Here is an 18,707-nt window from a genome sequence, read left to right on the forward strand (position 1 = left end):
TCGTCTTCAGATGGAGGTTCCGTGCACACGCTCGAGACGGTCGGCGATCTCGTATCTCCTCTCGGAGCAACGATCAACGCGGCCAACGTGATCATGCAGCTGGCCGATCCCGGCGTCGGCCAAGGAGTGGTCGACAGCTCCGTCGATTCCGGCCGCGCCGACCTACATCCCATCAAGCGCGCCCGCACAACGGGCACCTACCTTGCGGTTGCAGTGTTCGGCAGCGACGCAGACCGCGCCTATCTGCGAGAAGAGTTGCGGAAGATCCACGCCCGGGTCGTGTCCGAACCGAACGCCGAGGTCTCCTACAGCGCGAACTCACCGAAGCTGCAGCTCTGGGTGGCGGTGTGCCTGTTGAAATACTTCATCGACCAGCATGAATTCCTGCACGGCCCGCTGACCGAAGCCGAATACCGCAGCATCCTGCGCGACGGCATCACCCTGGCTACCACCCTGAACGTACGTCCCGAGTCCTGGCCGACGACCCGGGACGAGTACGACGAGCTCTGGCGCGAGGGCGTGGACCGGATCTCCATGAACGACGAGGTCCGCGGGTATCTCACCCGCCTGTGCAATCTGAGCTTCCTCGAAGTGCGACTCGGCCGTGCCGGACGGGCCGCACACAAGATCTTCGGACGAGATTTCGAGTTGATCACCCGGGGAGCGTTGCCGCCGGAGTTCCGGAAGGCCATGCACTACGACTGGACGGCCGACGATCAACGACGATTCGACAGATATCTGCGGACGATGCGCGCCGTCCACCGGGCGACCCCGTACGTCTGGCGCCTGCTGTGGCACGGCTATCTCGTCGACATGCGCACACGACGCCGCCTCGGCATGCGGGTGTTCTGACGAGCCCGAACGTCTGCACACTCGCCTCGTCGTATCAGGCTCCCCCGTAACGACATCCACTCGAACCATTGCGTTCTCACAGCGTGCCGAACTATAGTCCAGACACCTGTCCAGAACGTGAGGGAATCGTCTGATGACATTGCGCCCGACCGACAGTTCCATGCTCCTGATCGACGGAAAGCTCGTCCCCGGCAGCGGCGGGACCTTCGAAATTGTCGATCCCAGTACCGAGGAGGTCCTCGGCCGTGCAGCCGAAGGCACCGCCACCGACCTCGACGCCGCCATCGACGCGGCCCGCCGCGCGTTCGACCACACCGACTGGTCCCGCGACCACGCTTTCCGCGCGCACTGCCTACGCCAGCTCCACGACGCCATCCGCGGTCACATCGACGAACTGCGGGAGATCACGATCGCCGAGGTGGGTGCCCCCAGGTTCCTGACCGCAGCCGCGCACCTCGAAGGACCCGTCGACGATCTGCTGTGGTTCGCCGATCTCGCCGAGAGTTATTCGTGGACACACGATCTCGGAAACTCCTCCCCGATGGGCATCCCCACCCACCGGTACCTGCTCAAGGAAGGCACCGGCGTAGTCGGCGCGATCACCCCGTGGAACTTCCCGCATCAGATCAACTTCGCGAAGATCGGGCCGGCGCTCGCCGCGGGTAATACCGTCGTGCTCAAACCTGCCGCCGACACTCCCTGGTGTGCGGCGCTGATCGGCAGGATCGCAGCCGAGGAAACCGACATCCCCGCGGGTGTTCTCAACATCGTGACCTCGAGCGATCACCGGATCGGCGCCCTGCTCGCCGAAGACCCGCGAGTGGACCTGATCTCGTTCACCGGTTCCACCGCCACCGGGAAGTCGGTGATGCGTGCGGCGTCGGAGTCGCTCAAGAAGGTCTTCCTCGAACTCGGTGGCAAGTCCGCGTTTCTCGTCCTCGACGACGCCGACCTCCGCGCGGCGTGCTCGATGGCCGCGTTCACGGTGTGCACTCACGCCGGCCAAGGCTGCGCGATCACCACCCGACTCGTCGTGCCCCGCCACCGGTACGACGAAGCCGTCGAGGCGACCGCGAAGACGCTGCAGGGCCTGCGCCCCGGCGATCCACGCGACCCCGGCACCGTCTGCGGCCCGCTGATCTCGGCGCGACAGCGCGAACGCGTCGAGGGCTACATCCGTCTCGCTGTCGAAGAAGGCGGCACGATCGTCCTCGGGGGTGGACGCCCCACCGAGCACGAGCGCGGCTTCTACATCGAGCCCACCCTGATCTCGGGACTCGACAACTCGACCCGCACCGCACAGGAGGAGATCTTCGGCCCGGTGCTGGTGATACTGCCCCACGACGGCGACGACGACGCGGTCCGCATCGCGAACGACTCCCCCTACGGACTCTCCGGCGCGGTGTACGGCACCGACCCCGATCGCATCGCACGCGTCGTCGCGAGTGTCCGCACCGGCACCCTCGGAGTCAACGGTGGCATCTGGTATGCCGCAGACGCACCATTCGGCGGGTACAAACAATCCGGCATCGGCCGCGAGATGGGCCTGGCCGGATTCGAGGAGTACCTGGAAACCAAGCTCGTCGCAGAACCTGCACTCTGACGTGTGCAGCGTCCGGCATACTCGAAAGGACCGGTCACATGGCCAGATTCACTGATCGAACCGCGATCGTCACAGGAGCAGCGCAAGGAATCGGTGAGGCATACGCACGCGCACTCGCTGCCGAAGGTGCGCGCGTGGTGATCGCCGACATCGATGCCGAACTCGGCGAGCAGGTGGCCAAGCAGATCGTCGTCGACGGCGGCACCGCGACATTCCTGCCCGTGGATGTCTCCGACCCCGATTCGGCGAAGGAACTCGCCGACAAGACCGTCGAGACGTACGGGGGTATCGATCACGTCGTCAACAACGCCGCGATCTACGGCGGCATGAAACTCGACCTCCTGCTCACCGTGCCGTGGGACTACTACAAGAAGTTCATGAGCGTCAATCTCGATGGGGCCTTGAACATCACCCGCGCAGTATGGCCTCACATGACGAGCCGGGGCGGCTCGATCGTCAACCAGTCGTCCACCGCCGCCTGGGTGTACTCGGGCTTCTACGGACTCGCGAAGGTCGGGATCAACGGCCTCACACAGCAACTCGCCGTCGAGCTCGGCGGATCGAACATCCGCATCAACGCGATCGCGCCCGGACCCATCGACACCGAGGCCACCCGGACCACCACCCCGTCGAGCATGGTCGCCGACATGGTGAAACAGCTGCCGCTCAAGCGGATCGGCACACCCGACGATCTCGTCGGCATGTGTTTGTTCCTGCTGTCCGACGAAGCGGGTTGGGTGACCGGCCAGATCTTCAATGTCGACGGCGGGCAGGTGATCCGGCCGTGACGACCCGCATCGGCTATATCGGCCTCGGCAACATGGGCGCACCGATGGCGCTCCGGTTGCTCGACCACATCGGCAGCCTGTCCGTCCTCGACACCAACCCCGACGCGGTCACCCCGTTCATCGAGGCGGGCGCCCGTCCTGTCTCGAACGCCGCAGAACTCGCCTCCGTCAGCGACATCGTCTGTGTGACGGTGCTCGACGACGCCCAGGTCCGCGACGTCGTCGCCGGCCCCGACGGCCTGCTGTCGACAGCGAAGCCCGGCACCGTGATCGCCGTCCACTCGACGATCTCCGACACCACGGCCCTCGATCTCGAAACGCAGTGCGCATCGCACGGTGTGGAATTCGTCGATGCGCCGGTCAGCGGAGGCGCGGCAGGCGCGAAGAAGGCGGCATTGGCAGTGATGGTCGGAGCCTCCGACGAAGCGTTCGAGAAGATTCGAGAACCGTTCAGGGCGTTCGCCGCGCTGGTCGTCCACGCAGGACCGGTCGGTGCGGGCACCCGGATGAAACTTGCCCGGAACCTGCTCCACTTCGTCTCGTTCACCGCTGCCACCGAAGCCCAACGCCTCGCCGAGGCTGCCGGAATCGACATCACCGAACTCGGCAAGGTCGTCCGCCACACCGACTCGATCACGGGCGGAGCAGGATCGATCATGTGGCGCGACAACACATCCGCACTCGAGCCCGACGATTCTTGGTTCCCGATCTTCTCGCATGTGCGCGCATTGGGCGAGAAAGACCTGGCACTCGCCATGGCCCTCGGCGACCGGCTCGACGTCGATCTTCCTCTCGCAACGCGCGCCCTCGCGGGCCTGGGCCCCGGTCTCGGAGTCGGGATCGGTGACATCGCACGCACCCACAGCATGGAGGAACAGCCGTGACCGACGACAGGCGCCAGCGCGGACTCGAGATGATGGGGAAAGTCTACGGATTCGAGTTCCAGGACGGGCCCGGCGCACATTTCGCCGCCACCGCCGATCACCTGTTCGCCGACATCTGGTCGCGACCGGGACTGAGCATCCGCGATCGGCGGCTGCTGCTACTCGGCGCCTTGGCTGCGCAGGGGCTGAGCGATGTCGCCGAGATCCAGATCGGCGCCGCGCTGCAGAACGAAGAACTCGACGAGGAGCAGCTGCGAGAGATCGCATTGTTCCTGTCACACTATGTGGGTTGGCCACTCGGAACGAAACTCGACAACGCGGTCGGCAATGTTCTGCACAAACGAAAGGCGACGACCCGATGACCCACACCACCCTCTCTCACGAGGCGCTCGCACTCGCAGAAGCCACCCCCGGTTTCATGCCTCTCGACGAGGGCACGGCGCTGCACGACGCAGCTGTCCGCTACCTCGGGGACGGGGTGGGCGTCGAGATCGGCACCTACTGCGGCCGCTCCACGGTGTATCTGGGCGAGGCAGCGAAGGCGACAGGCGGCACCATCATCACCGTCGATCACCACCATGGTTCCGAAGAGCACCAACCGGGTTGGGAGTACCACGATTCGTCGCTGGTCGACCCGCACACCGGCAAGCTGGATACGGTCGGGAAACTCCGGCACACCCTCTCCGACGGCGACCTCGAGTCGCACGTCGTCGCGATCGTGGGTAGGTCCCCTCAGGTCGCTGCATTCTGGCGGACGCCGCTCGCCTTCGTCTTCATCGACGGTGGACACAGCAGCGAAGCGGCTCAGGCCGACTACTCGGGCTGGGCACGTTGGGTGGAGCCTGGAGGTGCGCTGATCATCCACGACGTGTTCCCCGACCCCGCCGACGGCGGTCGCCCTCCGTACGAGATCTATTGCCGCGCACTCGACAGCGGGGATTTCACCGAGGTCTCGGTCACCGGATCGTTGCGGGTGCTGGAGCGCACCCGAGGCGTCGTCGGCTCGTAGGAGCGCTCAGGATACTCGAAACGAGTCGGGGGTCGCGGCCTCCCAGTCTGCAGCCCACGATTCGGGCGGATCGTCGAGAAGTGCACCGGGCGAGAGCCACTCGTAGATCTCCGCGTACGACCGCACGTGCGTGGCATCGATCTTTCGCCGGAGCATATGCGGGGTCAGCTCACTGGGGTCGCTCGCTCCCAGCGACGCCATGATCTGCACCGCCTGCTGCACCGTTGCTTCCTGGTACCGCCACGCCCGGATACTCTTGTCCGCTACATTCAATGCCCGGCTCCGCATCGGATCCTGCGTTGCCACCCCGACCGGGCAGGCGTTGGTGTGGCATCGTTGCGCCTGAATGCAGCCGATGGCCATCATCATCGCGCGTGCCGCGTTGGTGAAGTCGGCGCCCTGGATCAACCGCTTGACGATGTCGTTCCCCGCAGCGACCTTTCCGCTCGCACCGATCTTGATCCGATCCCGCAGGCCGGAACCCACGAAAGCATTGTGGACGGTCATCAGTCCGTCGGTCAGCGGCAGCCCGACATGGTCCTCGTATTCCAGCGGCGCGGCAGCGGTGCCGCCCTCGGCACCGTCGACGACGATGAAATCCGGGGTGGCCCCGACGTCGATCATCGCCTTGCACAGCGCCAGAAACTCGATACGGGAACCCACGCACAGTTTGAATCCGACAGGCTTCCCACCCGCGAGCTCACGTAGCCGACCCACGAACTCCACCAATTCGCGAGGCGTGCGGAACGCCGAATGCGCAGACGGACTGACACATTTCTCGTGCGCGGGAACCTCACGGTATCCGGCGATCTCCTCGCTGACCTTCGCTGCGGGAAGCACACCTCCCAACCCCGGTTTGGCGCCCTGACTCAACTTCACCGAAACAACCTTGACATGCTCGTGGGCAGCATTCTCAGCGAACTGATCCGGATCGAATCGTCCGTCCGGTGTGCGGGTCCCGAAATAGCCCGACCCGATCTCCCACACCAGATCGCCACCCCCGAGGTGATACGGCGTCAACCCGCCCTCACCTGTGTCGTGCGCGAAACCCCCCAGAGCAGCAGCCTTGTTCAAAGCCTTCAATGCATTGCCCGACAACGCACCGAAACTCATCGACGACACGTTCAACAGCGCCATCGAGTACGGCCTGGTGCAGTCCGATCCACCGATCAGTACTCGCGGCGGCTCTGCCGGTTCCGGCACCGGCGCCATCGAGTGGACCAGGAAGTCGTAGCCGACGGAGTCGATATCGCGTTCCGTTCCGAACGACAGCTCCCCGTGGATTCCCTTGGCACGCTCGTAGATGATCGTGCGAGTGTCGCGGTCGAAAGGCCTGCCGTCGACGTTTCGCTCGATGAAGTACTGCTGAATCTCCGGAGGCACTGCCTCCAAGAGGTACCGCGAGTGCCCCAGGATCGGATAGTTACGCAGCACCGAGTGTGTGGTCTGCAACAGGTCGTGGACACCCACGGCTGCGAGCACGAAACAGAGCGACGCGAGGATCCACCAACCCGCTCCCCCCGAGATCACTGCGATCGGCACCGATACCACCGTCGCGACTCCCACGAGCACGACCAGGACATACCTGATCATCGGCGCCTCCTACCTGCGAGACTCACCTTCCCTGCTTACGCGCACAGAGCTCGGAAGCGCAAGACTCCCCCGGAAACGGCTCGGACGAACACCTCGCAATACTCGGTACTCCGTCGGACGAACACCTCGCAAAGCTCGGTACTCCGTCGGACGAACACCTCGCAAAGCTCGGTACTCCGTCAGACGAACACCTCGCAAAGCTCGGTACTCCGTCAGACGAACACCTCGCAAAGCTCGGTACTCCGTCAGACGAACACCTCGCAAAGCTCGGTGCAGTGATCCGGGCCGACCTGTCCCGGGGGAACAGCCGCGTCGCGAAACAGCCCGTTGCCTCCCGTCGTCCGCGACAACGCGTCTGCCGCGAGAATCACCGCCGCACTCGTCCAGGAGCTGACCTCGACGGGCCATCGTTTACCATCGTCGTAGACGAGTCCCGTCCAGTACGAACCGTCCGGGTCGCGCAGGTGTTGCATGGACGCGAACAACTCGTTCGCTCGCGCGTTGTCGCCGAGAGCATCGAGCGCGAGGACGAGCTCACACGTCTCCGCGCCGGTCACCCAGGGCTTGTGGTCGACACAGCGGATCCCTAGTCCGTCCACGACGAAATCGGTCCATCTCTCCCGGATTCGCCGATGTGCCTCGGCGCCGCGAAGCGCACCACCGAGTATCGGGTAGTACCAGTCCATCGAATACTCGGGCTTCGGTGTGAACACCTCGGGGTGTTTGCGCAGCGCGTGGCCCAATCGATACAGCGCCACTTCCCATTCCGGCTGCGGGTCGTCGACGAGTTCGGCAAGCTGAACCCCGCACCTCAGACTCTGGTGAATACTGGCGCTTCCGGTGAGCAGCGCCTCGTCGACGAGTCCGCCCGCACCCCGCGCCCACGCGATGTGCCCGCCGGGAAACTGCATGCCGACGACGTGGTCGAGTGCTGCCCGCACAGTCGGCCACATCTCGGACGTGAACCGCCGGTCGCCGGTGACGAGGTGATGATGCCACACCCCCACCGCGATGTACGCGGTGAAATTGCTGTCTGTATCGGTGTTCTCGATGACCCCGTTCCGAAACTTCACGGGCCAAGACCCGTCGCTGCGTTGCGTCCCGCGCAGGAATCCGAAGGCCGCCGACGCTTCGTCGAGCAGCCCCGTGACAGTGAGTGCCATCGAGGATTCGATGTGATCCCACGGATCCGTGTGGCCACCCGGAAACCAGGGAATCGCCCCGCACGCCTCCTGCATGCGCGCAATTGCCTGCCCCGTCGCGTGGCAGTCGTCGCGCGACAGGGCGCCGGGCACCTCCGGCATCATCCGGCGATGGAACTCACTGCGGCGCACCGGAGGCACCCGGCTTCTCGAGATAGAACACGACGCTCTTACCGATGACGGGGTCGAGGAGTTTCTCTGCGGTGCGTGTCAACCACGGACCTTCCATCAGGTCCCACACGAGCATCCGGTGATAGGTCTTCGTCAACGGATTGTTCTCGTTGTCGACGCCGACCGCGCACTTGAGCCACCAGTAGGGCGAATGCAAAGCGTGGGCGTGGTCGGTCCCGCGCACCGTCAGACCGGCCGCGGTGAGCTTGGCGGCCAGCTCGTCCGCCTTGTAGATGCGCACGTGCCCGCCCTCGACCTCGTGATAGGCGTCCGACAACGCCCAGCAGATCTTCTCGGGGAACCACCGCGGGACCGTCACCGCCGCGACCCCGCCGGGCTTGAGGACCCGCACGAACTCTGCGATCGCCCTATCGTCCTCGGGAACATGTTCGAGGACTTCGGAAATCATCACGAGATCGAAGGTGTCGTCGGCATACGGCAGCGCCAGCGCGTCGCCCACCTCGGCACGCGCGAGGGCCCCTTCGGGCACCTGGCCCTCGAGTTCCATCGCCACGAACATGTCGGCGACCGCCTTCATGTCGTCAGCGCTGCGATCGAAGGCGACGACGTCCGCGCCACGCCGGTACAACTCGAACGAGTGTCTGCCGGCACCGGCGCCGATATCGATCGCGCGGCATCCCGGCCGCACCCCCAGCCGGTCGAAGTCGACGGTCAGCATCAGTCGGTCCTTCCTTCGTGTGCTGCGATCGCGCTCTCGTAGACGGTCGCGGTCTGCGCGGCGACCGCAGCCCAGCTGTACTTCTCCTCGACGCGGGCGCGGGCAGCGGTGCCCAGTTGTGTCCGCCGAGCCGGATCATCGAGCAGTGCCGCAATCGCGGCGGCCAGCTGTTCGGCATCACCGGGCGGTACGAGCTCGCCGGCATCGCCCACCACTTCCGGAATCGCGCCCGCGCGGCTGGCCACGAGCGGTGTCCCGCACGCCATGGCTTCGACCGCCGGCAGCGAGAAGCCCTCGTACAACGACGGCACTGCAGCGATCTCCGCCGACGCGAGAAGCTCCGCGAGTTCGGCGTCGTCGATCCCGGACACAGTGCGCACGACATCACCGATAGCGAGGTTGTCGATGAGGCGCTCAGTGGTACCACCGGGAGCGAGCTTGGAGACGAGCACGAGCTCGACCTCGCGCTCCGTGTGCAGCTTGGCCACGGCTTCGAGCAATGTCGGCACTCCCTTGAGGGGAGCATCGGCGCTGGCCACGCACACGATGCGACCCGAGACCCGCGACGTGGTCGCCGGGGCGAACAGGTCGGTGTCGACGCCGAGCGGAATCGTGTGGAGGCGGTCCGGCTCGATGTCGAAGGCGGTGCGGATGTCGTCGGCGGAGTTCTCCGAGACGGTGAGCAGTGTCGGTATCTTCCGGGCGACCCGCCCCTGCATGCGCAGGAATCCGTACCAACGCCGCAGGGTGATCTTGCGACGCAATGTGGGCGCCGACGCGAGGTCGAGCTCGCGGTCCCGGGTGATCGGATGATGGATGGTCGCGACCAGCGGTAGGTCATTCGCGATGCGGAGAAGTCCTGATCCGAGTGACTGGTTGTCATGGACGACGTCGAAATCGGCGACTCGGTCGCGCAGCAAGCGGGCCGCGCGAAGCCCGAAGGTGCGCGGTTCCGGAAACCCCGCCGTCCACATGGTGGCGACCTCGAGGACGTCGATCAGATCGCGGTACTCACCGGGTCGCGGCGTGCGGAACGGGTCATCGTCGCGATAGAGGTCGAGGCTGGGAACCTTGGTCAGGGTCACCGCCGGATCGAGTTCCGGATACGGCTGGCCCGAGAACACCTCGACGTCGTGACCTTGGGCCGCAAGCTCCCGACTGAGGTGACGAACGTAGACGCCCTGGCCCCCGCAGTGCGGTTTGCTCCGGTACGACAGCAGAGCTATGCGCACATCCAACCCCCGGATTGTTCGGACACGTGTCCATGCAGTTACGTAGGCACACACTAGAACATGTTCACTCGGTCACGGTAGCGGAGCGGACTGATCGGGACCGGTAGCGGAGCGGACTGATCGGAACCGGTAGCGCCCGGCAACAGTGTCGAGCTGCAATGTGTCGAACGGTAACGTGCCGAACTGCAACAACGACGAAGGTCCGGTATCTCTTCGATACCGGACCTTCGTGTTGTGCGACCCTGACGGGACTCGAACCCGCGACCTCCGCCGTGACAGGGCGGCGCGCTAACCAACTGCGCCACAGGGCCATAGGAACCCATTGGGCTCGTCATAGCTGGGCCCACCGCATGCGGTGGGCCTGGTGTATTCATTTGCCTGTATTCATCTGTCTGTATTCATTTGTCGATGGTGGAACACAACCATCGTCGTGGCCAGGGCCGGGATCGAACCGGCGACCTTCCGCTTTTCAGGCGGACGCTCGTACCAACTGAGCTACCTGGCCGGATGGCACCCGAACCGAATGCCGATCGCATACTTCTGCGACCCTGACGGGACTCGAACCCGCGACCTCCGCCGTGACAGGGCGGCGCGCTAACCAACTGCGCCACAGGGCCTTGCTATTCAATTCTCTGCCAGCGTACTGCACACATCCGGCCGAAACCGAAGTGTACCCCCTACGGGATTCGAACCCGCGCTACCGCCTTGAAAGGGCGGCGTCCTAGGCCGCTAGACGAAGGGGGCCCGACCGGATTCCTCCGACCCGTACCCTCAACGGGATTTTCCGTTCCGCTGGGAGCTTGGACAGCTTATGTCACGGCATTCCTGATTCACAAATCAGCTGGTCATGCCATCAATCCGATCTTTGCGGCCAACCGCGCTCCCGCCAGCCGGCGAGCCACTCTTCCGAGGCCATCGCTTCGAGCGGAACCTCGAGACAGGCCTCGAACTTGGACTTGACGTCGGTGTCCGGCGAAGTGAGGTCTGCGAGGTAGCGCTGCCCGGCCAGCGACGACCCGACCGCTTCGACGAACCTGCGGATGTCCACATCCGGACGGAACAGTCCTCGCTCCTGAGCTTCGACCGCGAGCCGATAGCCCCCTCTTCCCCAGATATAGCTGCCACGCAGGAGCGCTTCGTCCGCAAATTCAGGTTCGGTGACGAGCCTGAATTCGGCCGCGATGACGTCATCGTTGTGGAGTGCCTCTCCGAGGTCCGCAATCATTCCGTGCAGGCGCTCGAAAGGGTCGAGCTCTGGCGCGTCGACCCAGCGGGCCACGATCGCCCGGTAATGCTCGAGCCCTTCTTCGAGAACCGCGCGCGCAAGTTCGTCCTTGGACGCGAAGTGGAAGTACATCGCGCCCTTGGTCGCGTTCGAGTGTTCGAGAATCGAGTTGATCGACGCGGCTCCGTAACCCCGCTTCGCGAACTCGACTGCAGCCGCCCTGATGATGACGGAACGCGTACGGCGCGCACGTTCTTGTTGACGTGACATGAGCGAATCGAGCCTCCGAGTATCCGATCCCCGAAGGAAACTCTAGTCGCGCAATCCCCGCCGCGGCCGGGTGACCTGCACCTCAGACCACCGTGAACCACAGAACACACCGAGTGGTATGCTTTCCGCGGCTCGGGTGCGGAAGCAGGGGGTGTGCACCCGAGCCCTTTGAAGTCTTCGGATGCGCGTCCGATACGATTTGGCGCACAGTGTGGTTACACTGTGCGCCCATGCCCCTATAGCTCAGTTGGTAGAGCTACGGACTTTTAATCCGCAGGTCGTAGGTTCGAGCCCTACTGGGGGCACGGCAATGACCCGGCGTTCCTCACGGACGCCGGGTCATTTCGGTTCGTGGACGGGTCAGCGGTCGACCGGTCCCCGGGACGAGTCCTCCGGTGGCCGGCCCTCCGCAGCGCCGGCGCCACCCGCCCGATCGGTGCCGTGCCCGTCGGCGTCCGCAGCCTTCCGCTCGAGGTCGGCGCGCGCAGCACGCAGGTCCTTCCCGCGCTTCCGGTACCGGACGACCGCGACGACGAGGAGGGCGAACACCAACACGCCGATGATCGCCCCGACCAGCGAGGCTCCTCGGAATCCGGGCGCGTCGACATCCATGATCCGTTCGCCGGCGTGTGCCGCGTTCCCACCGCCGAGTACGACACTGAGCGTCATCAGGTTCGGTATTGCCACAACGAGCGCAACGACGGTGAGCGCAATCTGGACACCGCGACCGAACTTCCATCCGCGCACCTGCCACACCCACACGAGTAGGACGAGCGGGATCGCAGTGCACAGGATCCCGAACAGCAGCCCCCACAGAATCCCGCGGGAGAATCCCCCCTCGGCGAGGCCGGCGATACGTTGCGCCCACCACCGAGGCAGGAACGCAGCGAGCACGAAGTAGGTGATGACGAGCACGAGCAGGGTCACGACCACCGCGATGGTCTTCTTGAGCCACGGCTTCATTCCCGCTCGCTCGATCTCGGACGATGTCCTGGCGTCAGACATGACGCCAAGCCTACGGTCCACCCGGACATAGTGGATTCAATTCCATGTCCTCGCGTTTCGCCCCGCGATCCTCGGCCCGCTATGGATAGTGTGAGCACGCGCGAATCGAATCGGGTGGGGAGGCACATGCGCAGTTTCGTGGATCTGGGCCTGTTCCTGGCCGCAGTGGCACTGGGTATCGGCACCGTCTTGCCCATGGTCGGAGGGGTTCGCTCCACCGAAATCCCCCTCTCGGGACTCCGCGACGGATATCCGAGCGGCGATCCCACGAGTCTCGCTGTTGCGGATCTACCGCTGTACGAGGCTCTTGCGGTTCCGCTCGCGGCAGCATCGGTACTGCTGCTGATCGCCGCGCTGTTCGATTCGGTGGTCACCGGCTGGGCCGGCGCCATCCTCGCCCTGTCCGTGTGTGTAGCGGCCGCGGTGCGCATATTCCAGTCTCATGGCGACTATCTGGCGGAGAACCACAGCACTGCCCTGACCAATCAGAACGGGTTCGTACTACTGGTCAGCGGCACCCTCGTCGGGCTGATGTGCTGCCTCGTTTCGCTACGACGACCGTCCCGGCAACCAGCACGAGGCTGACTGTGACGCGGTCGATACGCTCACCGCACCGGTGTCTCTCGGGTGGGGCGCCCTGACCAGACGAGGGTCCGCATGGCAAGCTTTGACGAACTGATCTCCCAGGTACCGATCGATCAAGTGGCGCAGAAACTCGGCGTCGATTCCGCAACGGCGGAGACCGCGGTCCGCGCGGCCCTCCCGACGCTGGTCGGAGGCCTGGATGCGAACGCTCAGGACGCGGCAGGAGCTGCGTCGCTGATGTCGGCTGTGAACAAGCACTCGGGTGCGACCATCCTCGACGGCGGAGTCGACGTAGCAAAGGTCGACACCGCAGACGGCAACAAGATCGTTGCCAACGTGTTCGGCGACAACAAGGACCAGGTCATCAGCACACTGGGTTCGGTCAACGGTTCCGGTGGCAAGGACCTCATCGCGCAGCTGCTGCCGATCCTGGCGCCGATCGTGCTGTCGTACCTCGCGAAGCAGATCACCGGCGGCTCCGCACCCACCTCGACGACGGCGAGCGCGGGTAACCAGGGCGTACTCGGCGACCTGCTCGGCGGACTCCTGAAGAACGCTGCGGGCAAGTCGGGTAACACCGGCGGCGGGCTCGGCGACATACTCGGTGGTGTCCTCGGCGGAAATTCCGGCGGCGGCCTCGGCGGGCTGCTAGGGGGCCTGCTCGGCGGGGGAAAGCGCTGATCAGCGCAATCCGACTCCGGTACTGACGCGGCCACGGAACCCACCGGGGCCGTTTTCGATTCAGGGGACTTCCTTCGGTACACAGCGGTGACCCGGTACCGTAGCCACGGACGTTTTGTGACGGGCAACATTGTGATTCCGATCAATTGCCAGGTTCCGGTGCGCGACGACAGACTTCGACGGGCACGAACCTACGGTCCCGTAGGCTGCACCACCGAAACGACATCACACGGACAGGGGTACTGATACATGACGCGAGTCCTGACTCAACTGGAGCTACTGCGTGAGCTGGAGCCCGTGGCCGAGGCGAACGTCAACCGACACCTCTCGATGACGAAGGATTGGCATCCCCACGACTACGTGCCGTGGGACGAGGGTCGCAACTTCGCCGCCATGGGTGGCAGCGACTGGGATCCCGAGCAGTCGCGACTCGGTGAGGTCGCCAAGGCCGCGATGATCACCAACCTGCTCACCGAGGACAACCTGCCCTCCTACCATCGCGAGATTGCCGTCAACTTCTCGCAAGACGGCGCGTGGGGCACGTGGGTCGGACGGTGGACCGCGGAGGAGAACCGTCACGGCATCGTGATGCGCGATTACCTCGTCGTCACGCGTGGAGTCGATCCGGTGGCCCTCGAGAACGCCCGCATGGAGCACATGACGAACGGCTTCGCGTCGCCCAACGACACCGGCATGTTGAGGTCGGTCGCGTACGTCACGTTCCAGGAGCTCGCGACGCGCGTCTCTCACCGGAACACCGGCCACGCCTGCAACGAGCCGATCGCCGACAAGATGCTCCAGCGCATCGCTGCCGACGAGAACCTGCACATGATCTTCTACCGCAACATCTGCGAGGCCGCTCTCGATGTCGCTCCCGTCCAGACACTCGAAGCGATCACCGAGGTCCTGCGGAACTTCCAGATGCCGGGTGCGGGCATGCCGAACTTCCGTCGCAACGGCGTACTGATGGCCAAGCACGGCATCTACGACCTTCGCCAGCACCTCGACGACGTCGTGATGCCCGTTCTTCGCAAGTGGAAGCTGTTCGACCGCGACTTCGGCAGCGCCGGCGCGCAGACCCTCGACGAGCTCGGCACCTTCCTCGAAGATCTCGAGAAGCAGGCCGTGAAGTTCGAGGAGATGCGCGACCGTTCGCTCGCCCGCGAAGCAGCGAAGCGCGAGCGCACCGCAGCCGTCTCCTGACCTTGCTCGCGGGGCCCGGTCCTGGTTCGACCGATTCGGGTTCCACCGCCACCAGCGGTTATCCTGTGCCCGGTACCGTCTTCGGTGCCGGGCACAGTTGCCCTACCTGCCTCCGCAGGAACCTACTCGTATTCTTTTGCACCACAACGCTTTCTCGAGGTTCTCATGTCTGCCCTGAAGATCGGCCCGCTCGAATTGGACAGCCCTGTCGTGCTGGCTCCGATGGCCGGGGTGACGAACGTCGCATTCCGCACACTGTGCCGCGACCTCGAGCTCGAACGGGCCGGCAGCACATCGGGCCTGTACGTATGCGAGATGGTGACCGCGCGCGCCCTCGTCGAACGTCATCCGGTCACGATGCACATGACCACATTCGGCCCCACCGAGACACCCCGTTCGCTGCAGCTGTACACGGTCGATCCCGACACGACGTACGCCGCGGCGAAGATGATCGTCGACGAGGACCTCGCAGACCACATCGATATGAACTTCGGGTGCCCCGTCCCCAAGGTCACCCGTAAGGGCGGTGGGTCGGCTCTGCCCTACAAGCGTCGCCTGTTCGGACAGATCGTGGCAGCCGCCGTGCGCGCTACCGAGGGCACGAACATCCCGGTCACGGTCAAGTTCCGGATCGGCATCGACGAGGAGCACCACACCCACCTCGACGCGGGGCGGATCGCCGCCGGAGAGGGCGCTGCTGCCGTGGCACTGCACGCGCGCACTGCTGCTCAGCGATACTCGGGCACGGCGGACTGGAACGAAATCGCCCGCCTGAAAGACCATGTCACGGACGTACCGGTCCTGGGCAACGGCGACATATTCGATGCCGAGGACGCCGAGAAGATGATGGCGCAGACCGGATGCGATGGTGTCGTCGTCGGACGAGGATGCCTGGGCCGCCCCTGGTTGTTCGCCGAGTTGAGTGCGGCACTGAACGGCCGGGACATTGCCACCCCGCCGACACTGGGCGAGGTCACGGTGATCATGCGCCGCCACGCCACGCTGCTGGCCGACCACCACGGCGAGGACAAGGGCATGCGCGAGATCCGCAAGCACATCGCCTGGTACCTGCGGGGCTTTCCTGCGGGTTCGGAGGTGCGGAACGGCCTGGCACGGGTGTCGTCGCTGAGCGAGTTCGACGATCTCCTCGGCCTGCTCGACCCGACCGTCCCGTTCCCGGCCGATGCCGAAGGCCCTCGTGGCCGCCAAGGCTCCCCCAGCGCCGTGGCGCTGCCCGAAGGATGGCTCGACGACCCCGACGACACGCTCGTCCCGGCGGGCGCGGACATCATGCACTCCGGTGGATGACGTGCGCTGATTGTCCTCGTGGGCGAGACAAAGCTCGCATGTCTTCGTGGGTCGCCCGGCAATCAGTATCATGGCGAGGTCGCTCTGAGCGAGGGCGAACACGACGAGTGCGGGAACGCGACGCGGAGAGGCCAGGGCATCTGTGGGTGAGGAGCACGATCCGGGTTCGCCCGACAGTCGTGCCCCCTGGGAGCGGCCGATCGCCGACCCCGCCACTCGCGACTCACGCTCCGGACGAATACGTCGGGACCGGTCGGACGGTGCAGAAGCGGACAGTGGTCGCTCGGAGAGCGGACGAAGTGCCAGTTCTCGCTCCGACAGCCGCCGCAGCGAAACCGGGCGCAGCAGGCGCAACGACTCTGCGGACAAGTCGAATCAGCTCACCGTCGCGGAGCTGATGAACAAGGTGGACCGCGAGAAGAACTCGCCCCCGTCCACCCCGTCATCACCGTCCACCCCGCCTCCCACAGCGTCGCCGCCTCCCTCGGTCTCACGACCGCCCGCCGCACCTCGGGTTCCTGACACTCCGCCCGCGTTCCGAACTCCGCAGGCTCCCTCACCGCCGCCGCAGGTGTCCCAACCCCCGCGACCTCCACAGCCCCGGAAGCCCACGGAGGTTTCGGGACCGCCGCCGCAGGCACCTCCGCAACGGCCGAGTTCACCTCCCCTGACCGCGGCGTCGGCGCTTCCCCCTGCCCATCCACCTGCGCCCCCGCCCCAAGGGCGCGTCCCGACACGCGCAACCCCGGCGCCTGCCGCCGACCCCGCACGACCGGACACCGAGTCCGAACACGTCGATGACGAATCGACGGCGACACCGCAGGCGGTGGGCAGCGACGGACTGAGTCGACTGGCACTGAGCAAGAGACGCAAGCAACGGAAATTGCGGCTCGCCGCACGTGTCGCGGTCTCACTCGTATCCGTTCTCGCCCTCGTCGGCACCGGATCGGTCTGGAGTTATCTCCGCGCGACCGAAGCCGGGTTCTCTCAGATCGCAGCACTCGACACGGAGTCCGACGACATCGTGGACCCCATCGGGCAGACCGGCGACGAGACCTACCTCATCGTCGGTACAGATACGCGTGCGGGCGCCAGCGGCGAGGTGGGAGCCGGCAGCATCGATGACGCCGAGGGTTCTCGCGCCGACGTCGCGATCCTCGTCAACATTCCTGCCGATCGCAGTCGCGTGGTCGCGGTGTCGTTCCCCCGGGATCTCGACGTCGAACGGCCGGTGTGTCTCGCGTGGGACAGCGAGACCGGCGACTACAGTTCCGAGGTCTATCCCGCTGCCGAAGGCGACAAACTCAACGCCGTATACGCGCTCGGTGGGCCGAAATGCCTGGTCAAGACGATCCAGAAGATGTCCGGTCTGAAGATCGGCCACTTCGTCGGTATCGACTTCGCCGGCTTCGAATCGATGGTCGACGAGGTCGGCGGTGTCGAGGTCTGCACCCCGACTCCGTTGGTGGACGGTGAGCTCGGCACGATCATCGACGCGGCGGGCACCCATCTTCTCGACGGTCGACGAGCCCTCGACTACGTTCGTGCGCGCAAGATCGAATCCGAGATCAACAGCGACTATTCGCGGATCAATCGCCAGCAGAAGTTCCTGTCGTCGCTGCTGCGGTCCGCGTTGTCGAACAAGGTGCTGCTCGACCCGGGGAAACTGAACGGGCTCATCGGTGCGTTCACCCGTGCAACCTTCGTCGAGAACGTCAACGCCGATTCGCTGGTGAAGCTCGGGAGGTCGCTGCAGAACGTCGACGCCGGGGCCGTGACTTTCCTGACCACACCCACCGCCGGCACTACCGAGTGGGGCAACGAGATTCCACGGCTCGACGACATCGAAGCGATCTTCACCGCGATCATCGATGACCAGCCTCTCCCCGGGGAGAAGCGCGAGACACCTGCCGAGGCCGATCCGGCTGCCGATCCGGTGGTTGCGCCCTCGCTGCCCGCGCTCGATCCGTCCTGGGTGTCGGTCCGGGTGTCGAACGCGTCGGGGGTGTCCGGTCTCGCTGCCGGGACCGCGGAAGAGCTCGCCGCATATGGATTCCCCATCTACGACGTAGGGAACTACACGGGCATCAGCTCACAGACCGTCGTGCGATTCGCACCCGGCATGGAGGCCGAGGCCATGACGGTGGCCTCGGCGTTCCCGGGCGCAGTACTGCAGCGCGCCGCGGATTCGTCGTTGGGCAATGTGGTCGAAGTCGTGCTCGGGCCCGAATTCGACGGCACTCTGGCGTACCCCACCCCGGCGGGAAGCCCACTGGGGACGGTCACGATCGAAGAGGCCCACGACGAAGGCGCCGCGCAACTCCCGGACGACCTCGCCGTAACCAATGCCGGCGCGGATCCCTGCAGCTGAGAGCGTTGAACGGCGCTGCGTCGTTCACCTCCGGTTCACTTCTTGA

At 65.3% G+C, this 18,707-nt stretch carries 17 protein-coding genes and 5 tRNA genes; 12 read left to right on the forward strand and 10 right to left on the reverse strand.

The genetic code is table 11. From position 1 onward, the window contains the following. Nucleotides 1–21: 21 nt before the first annotated feature. The 6 genes from Q7514_RS24145 to Q7514_RS24170 all read left to right on the forward strand — a co-directional run bounded on the left by Q7514_RS24145 (nucleotide 22) and on the right by Q7514_RS24170 (nucleotide 5,136). Nucleotides 22–852, forward strand: coding sequence for an oxygenase MpaB family protein (locus Q7514_RS24145; protein ID WP_330135792.1), 831 nt, complete (start codon nucleotides 22–24; stop codon nucleotides 850–852). 133 nt (nucleotides 853–985) lie between these two features. Next, nucleotides 986–2,455: an aldehyde dehydrogenase gene (locus Q7514_RS24150; RefSeq protein ID WP_330135793.1), complete on the forward strand. Its 1,470-nt coding sequence runs from the start codon at nucleotides 986–988 to the stop codon at nucleotides 2,453–2,455. A 38-nt stretch (nucleotides 2,456–2,493) separates the two neighbouring features. Then, a complete protein-coding gene (locus Q7514_RS24155; protein ID WP_330135794.1) occupies nucleotides 2,494–3,243 on the forward strand; it encodes an SDR family oxidoreductase in 750 nt (249 codons plus the stop codon). Then, nucleotides 3,240–4,127, forward strand: a complete 888-nt coding sequence (locus Q7514_RS24160) for an NAD(P)-dependent oxidoreductase (protein ID WP_330135795.1) — start codon at nucleotides 3,240–3,242, stop codon at nucleotides 4,125–4,127. Before Q7514_RS24155 ends, Q7514_RS24160 begins: the two co-directional genes overlap by 4 nt. Then, entirely contained in the window at nucleotides 4,124–4,489 is a 366-nt protein-coding gene (locus tag Q7514_RS24165; protein ID WP_330135796.1) for a carboxymuconolactone decarboxylase family protein, read from the forward strand. Before Q7514_RS24160 ends, Q7514_RS24165 begins: the two co-directional genes overlap by 4 nt. After that, nucleotides 4,486–5,136 carry a class I SAM-dependent methyltransferase gene (locus Q7514_RS24170; RefSeq protein ID WP_330135797.1) on the forward strand — a complete coding sequence of 217 codons (651 nt, stop codon included), beginning with the start codon at nucleotides 4,486–4,488 and terminating at the stop codon, nucleotides 5,134–5,136. The genes Q7514_RS24165 and Q7514_RS24170 overlap by 4 nt, the downstream gene beginning before the upstream one ends. Before the next feature lie 6 nt (nucleotides 5,137–5,142). Here Q7514_RS24170 and Q7514_RS24175 read toward each other — a convergent pair whose 3' ends face one another. The 9 genes from Q7514_RS24175 to Q7514_RS24215 form a co-directional block, all read right to left on the reverse strand. Further along, on the reverse strand, nucleotides 5,143–6,729 hold the full coding sequence (locus Q7514_RS24175; RefSeq protein WP_330135798.1) for an FMN-binding glutamate synthase family protein: 1,587 nt from the start codon (nucleotides 6,727–6,729) through the stop codon (nucleotides 5,143–5,145). Between the two features lie 245 nt (nucleotides 6,730–6,974). Then, nucleotides 6,975–8,033, reverse strand: a complete 1,059-nt coding sequence (locus tag Q7514_RS24180) for a glucosidase family protein (protein ID WP_330135838.1) — start codon at nucleotides 8,031–8,033, stop codon at nucleotides 6,975–6,977. 16 nt (nucleotides 8,034–8,049) lie between these two features. After that, complete coding sequence (locus Q7514_RS24185) at nucleotides 8,050–8,781, reverse strand: class I SAM-dependent methyltransferase (RefSeq protein ID WP_330135799.1); 732 nt, start codon at nucleotides 8,779–8,781, stop codon at nucleotides 8,050–8,052. Then, nucleotides 8,781–10,013 carry a glycosyltransferase family 4 protein gene (locus Q7514_RS24190; RefSeq protein WP_330135839.1) on the reverse strand — a complete coding sequence of 411 codons (1,233 nt, stop codon included), beginning with the start codon at nucleotides 10,011–10,013 and terminating at the stop codon, nucleotides 8,781–8,783. Before Q7514_RS24190 ends, Q7514_RS24185 begins: the two co-directional genes overlap by 1 nt. 237 nt (nucleotides 10,014–10,250) lie before the next feature. Continuing rightward, nucleotides 10,251–10,324, reverse strand: a tRNA-Asp gene (locus Q7514_RS24195). A gap of 120 nt (nucleotides 10,325–10,444) precedes the next feature. After that, nucleotides 10,445–10,518: transfer RNA gene (locus tag Q7514_RS24200), tRNA-Phe, on the reverse strand. Between the two features lie 38 nt (nucleotides 10,519–10,556). Next, nucleotides 10,557–10,630: transfer RNA gene (locus tag Q7514_RS24205), tRNA-Asp, on the reverse strand. 54 nt (nucleotides 10,631–10,684) lie between these two features. Next, nucleotides 10,685–10,757, reverse strand: a tRNA-Glu gene (locus tag Q7514_RS24210). Between the two features lie 109 nt (nucleotides 10,758–10,866). Next, nucleotides 10,867–11,508 (reverse strand): TetR family transcriptional regulator, encoded by a 642-nt coding sequence (locus Q7514_RS24215; protein ID WP_330135800.1) that lies wholly within the window; start codon nucleotides 11,506–11,508, stop codon nucleotides 10,867–10,869. A 232-nt stretch (nucleotides 11,509–11,740) separates the two neighbouring features. On the opposite strand from Q7514_RS24215, the gene Q7514_RS24220 reads away from it, so the two are divergent. Continuing rightward, a tRNA-Lys gene (locus Q7514_RS24220) sits at nucleotides 11,741–11,813 on the forward strand. 55 nt (nucleotides 11,814–11,868) lie between these two features. Here the strand turns inward: Q7514_RS24220 and Q7514_RS24225 are convergent. Continuing rightward, nucleotides 11,869–12,513: a hypothetical protein gene (locus tag Q7514_RS24225; protein WP_330135801.1), complete on the reverse strand. Its 645-nt coding sequence runs from the start codon at nucleotides 12,511–12,513 to the stop codon at nucleotides 11,869–11,871. A 126-nt stretch (nucleotides 12,514–12,639) separates the two neighbouring features. On the opposite strand from Q7514_RS24225, the gene Q7514_RS24230 reads away from it, so the two are divergent. The 5 genes from Q7514_RS24230 to Q7514_RS24250 all read left to right on the forward strand — a co-directional run bounded on the left by Q7514_RS24230 (nucleotide 12,640) and on the right by Q7514_RS24250 (nucleotide 18,661). Beyond that, the gene (locus tag Q7514_RS24230) at nucleotides 12,640–13,098 is read left to right on the forward strand and encodes a hypothetical protein (protein WP_330135802.1); all 459 of its coding nucleotides are present in this window, start codon (nucleotides 12,640–12,642) and stop codon (nucleotides 13,096–13,098) included. Nucleotides 13,099–13,170: 72 nt separating this feature from the next. Further along, entirely contained in the window at nucleotides 13,171–13,779 is a 609-nt protein-coding gene (locus Q7514_RS24235; protein ID WP_330135803.1) for a DUF937 domain-containing protein, read from the forward strand. A 249-nt stretch (nucleotides 13,780–14,028) separates the two neighbouring features. After that, nucleotides 14,029–14,982, forward strand: a complete 954-nt coding sequence (locus Q7514_RS24240) for an acyl-ACP desaturase (RefSeq protein WP_330135804.1) — start codon at nucleotides 14,029–14,031, stop codon at nucleotides 14,980–14,982. A gap of 165 nt (nucleotides 14,983–15,147) precedes the next feature. Continuing rightward, nucleotides 15,148–16,290, forward strand: a complete 1,143-nt coding sequence (gene dusB / locus Q7514_RS24245; protein WP_330135805.1) for a tRNA dihydrouridine synthase DusB — start codon at nucleotides 15,148–15,150, stop codon at nucleotides 16,288–16,290. A 397-nt stretch (nucleotides 16,291–16,687) separates the two neighbouring features. Then, complete coding sequence (locus Q7514_RS24250; protein ID WP_330135806.1) at nucleotides 16,688–18,661, forward strand: LCP family protein; 1,974 nt, start codon at nucleotides 16,688–16,690, stop codon at nucleotides 18,659–18,661. Nucleotides 18,662–18,707: the final 46 nt, after the last annotated feature.

This window comes from Rhodococcus artemisiae, assembly GCF_036327795.1.
In the GTDB taxonomy this organism is placed as follows: domain Bacteria; phylum Actinomycetota; class Actinomycetes; order Mycobacteriales; family Mycobacteriaceae; genus Rhodococcus; species Rhodococcus artemisiae.

What these genes read in the sequence shown, in the direction of transcription:
- Q7514_RS24150 (WP_330135793.1), top strand. Translation starts at nt 986, where the DNA reads ATGACATTGCGCCCGACCGACAGTTCCATGCTCCTGATCGACGGAAAG.
- Q7514_RS24155 (WP_330135794.1), top strand. Translation starts at nt 2,494, where the DNA reads ATGGCCAGATTCACTGATCGAACCGCGATCGTCACAGGAGCAGCGCAA.
- Q7514_RS24170 (WP_330135797.1), top strand. Translation starts at nt 4,486, where the DNA reads ATGACCCACACCACCCTCTCTCACGAGGCGCTCGCACTCGCAGAAGCC.
- Q7514_RS24175 (WP_330135798.1), bottom strand. Translation starts at nt 6,729, where the DNA reads ATGATCAGGTATGTCCTGGTCGTGCTCGTGGGAGTCGCGACGGTGGTA.
- Q7514_RS24180 (WP_330135838.1), bottom strand. Translation starts at nt 8,033, where the DNA reads ATGCCGGAGGTGCCCGGCGCCCTGTCGCGCGACGACTGCCACGCGACG.
- Q7514_RS24185 (WP_330135799.1), bottom strand. Translation starts at nt 8,781, where the DNA reads ATGCTGACCGTCGACTTCGACCGGCTGGGGGTGCGGCCGGGATGCCGC.
- Q7514_RS24215 (WP_330135800.1), bottom strand. Translation starts at nt 11,508, where the DNA reads ATGTCACGTCAACAAGAACGTGCGCGCCGTACGCGTTCCGTCATCATC.
- Q7514_RS24225 (WP_330135801.1), bottom strand. Translation starts at nt 12,513, where the DNA reads ATGTCTGACGCCAGGACATCGTCCGAGATCGAGCGAGCGGGAATGAAG.
- Q7514_RS24230 (WP_330135802.1), top strand. Translation starts at nt 12,640, where the DNA reads ATGCGCAGTTTCGTGGATCTGGGCCTGTTCCTGGCCGCAGTGGCACTG.
- Q7514_RS24235 (WP_330135803.1), top strand. Translation starts at nt 13,171, where the DNA reads ATGGCAAGCTTTGACGAACTGATCTCCCAGGTACCGATCGATCAAGTG.
- Q7514_RS24240 (WP_330135804.1), top strand. Translation starts at nt 14,029, where the DNA reads ATGACGCGAGTCCTGACTCAACTGGAGCTACTGCGTGAGCTGGAGCCC.
- dusB (WP_330135805.1), top strand. Translation starts at nt 15,148, where the DNA reads ATGTCTGCCCTGAAGATCGGCCCGCTCGAATTGGACAGCCCTGTCGTG.
- Q7514_RS24250 (WP_330135806.1), top strand. Translation starts at nt 16,688, where the DNA reads ATGAACAAGGTGGACCGCGAGAAGAACTCGCCCCCGTCCACCCCGTCA.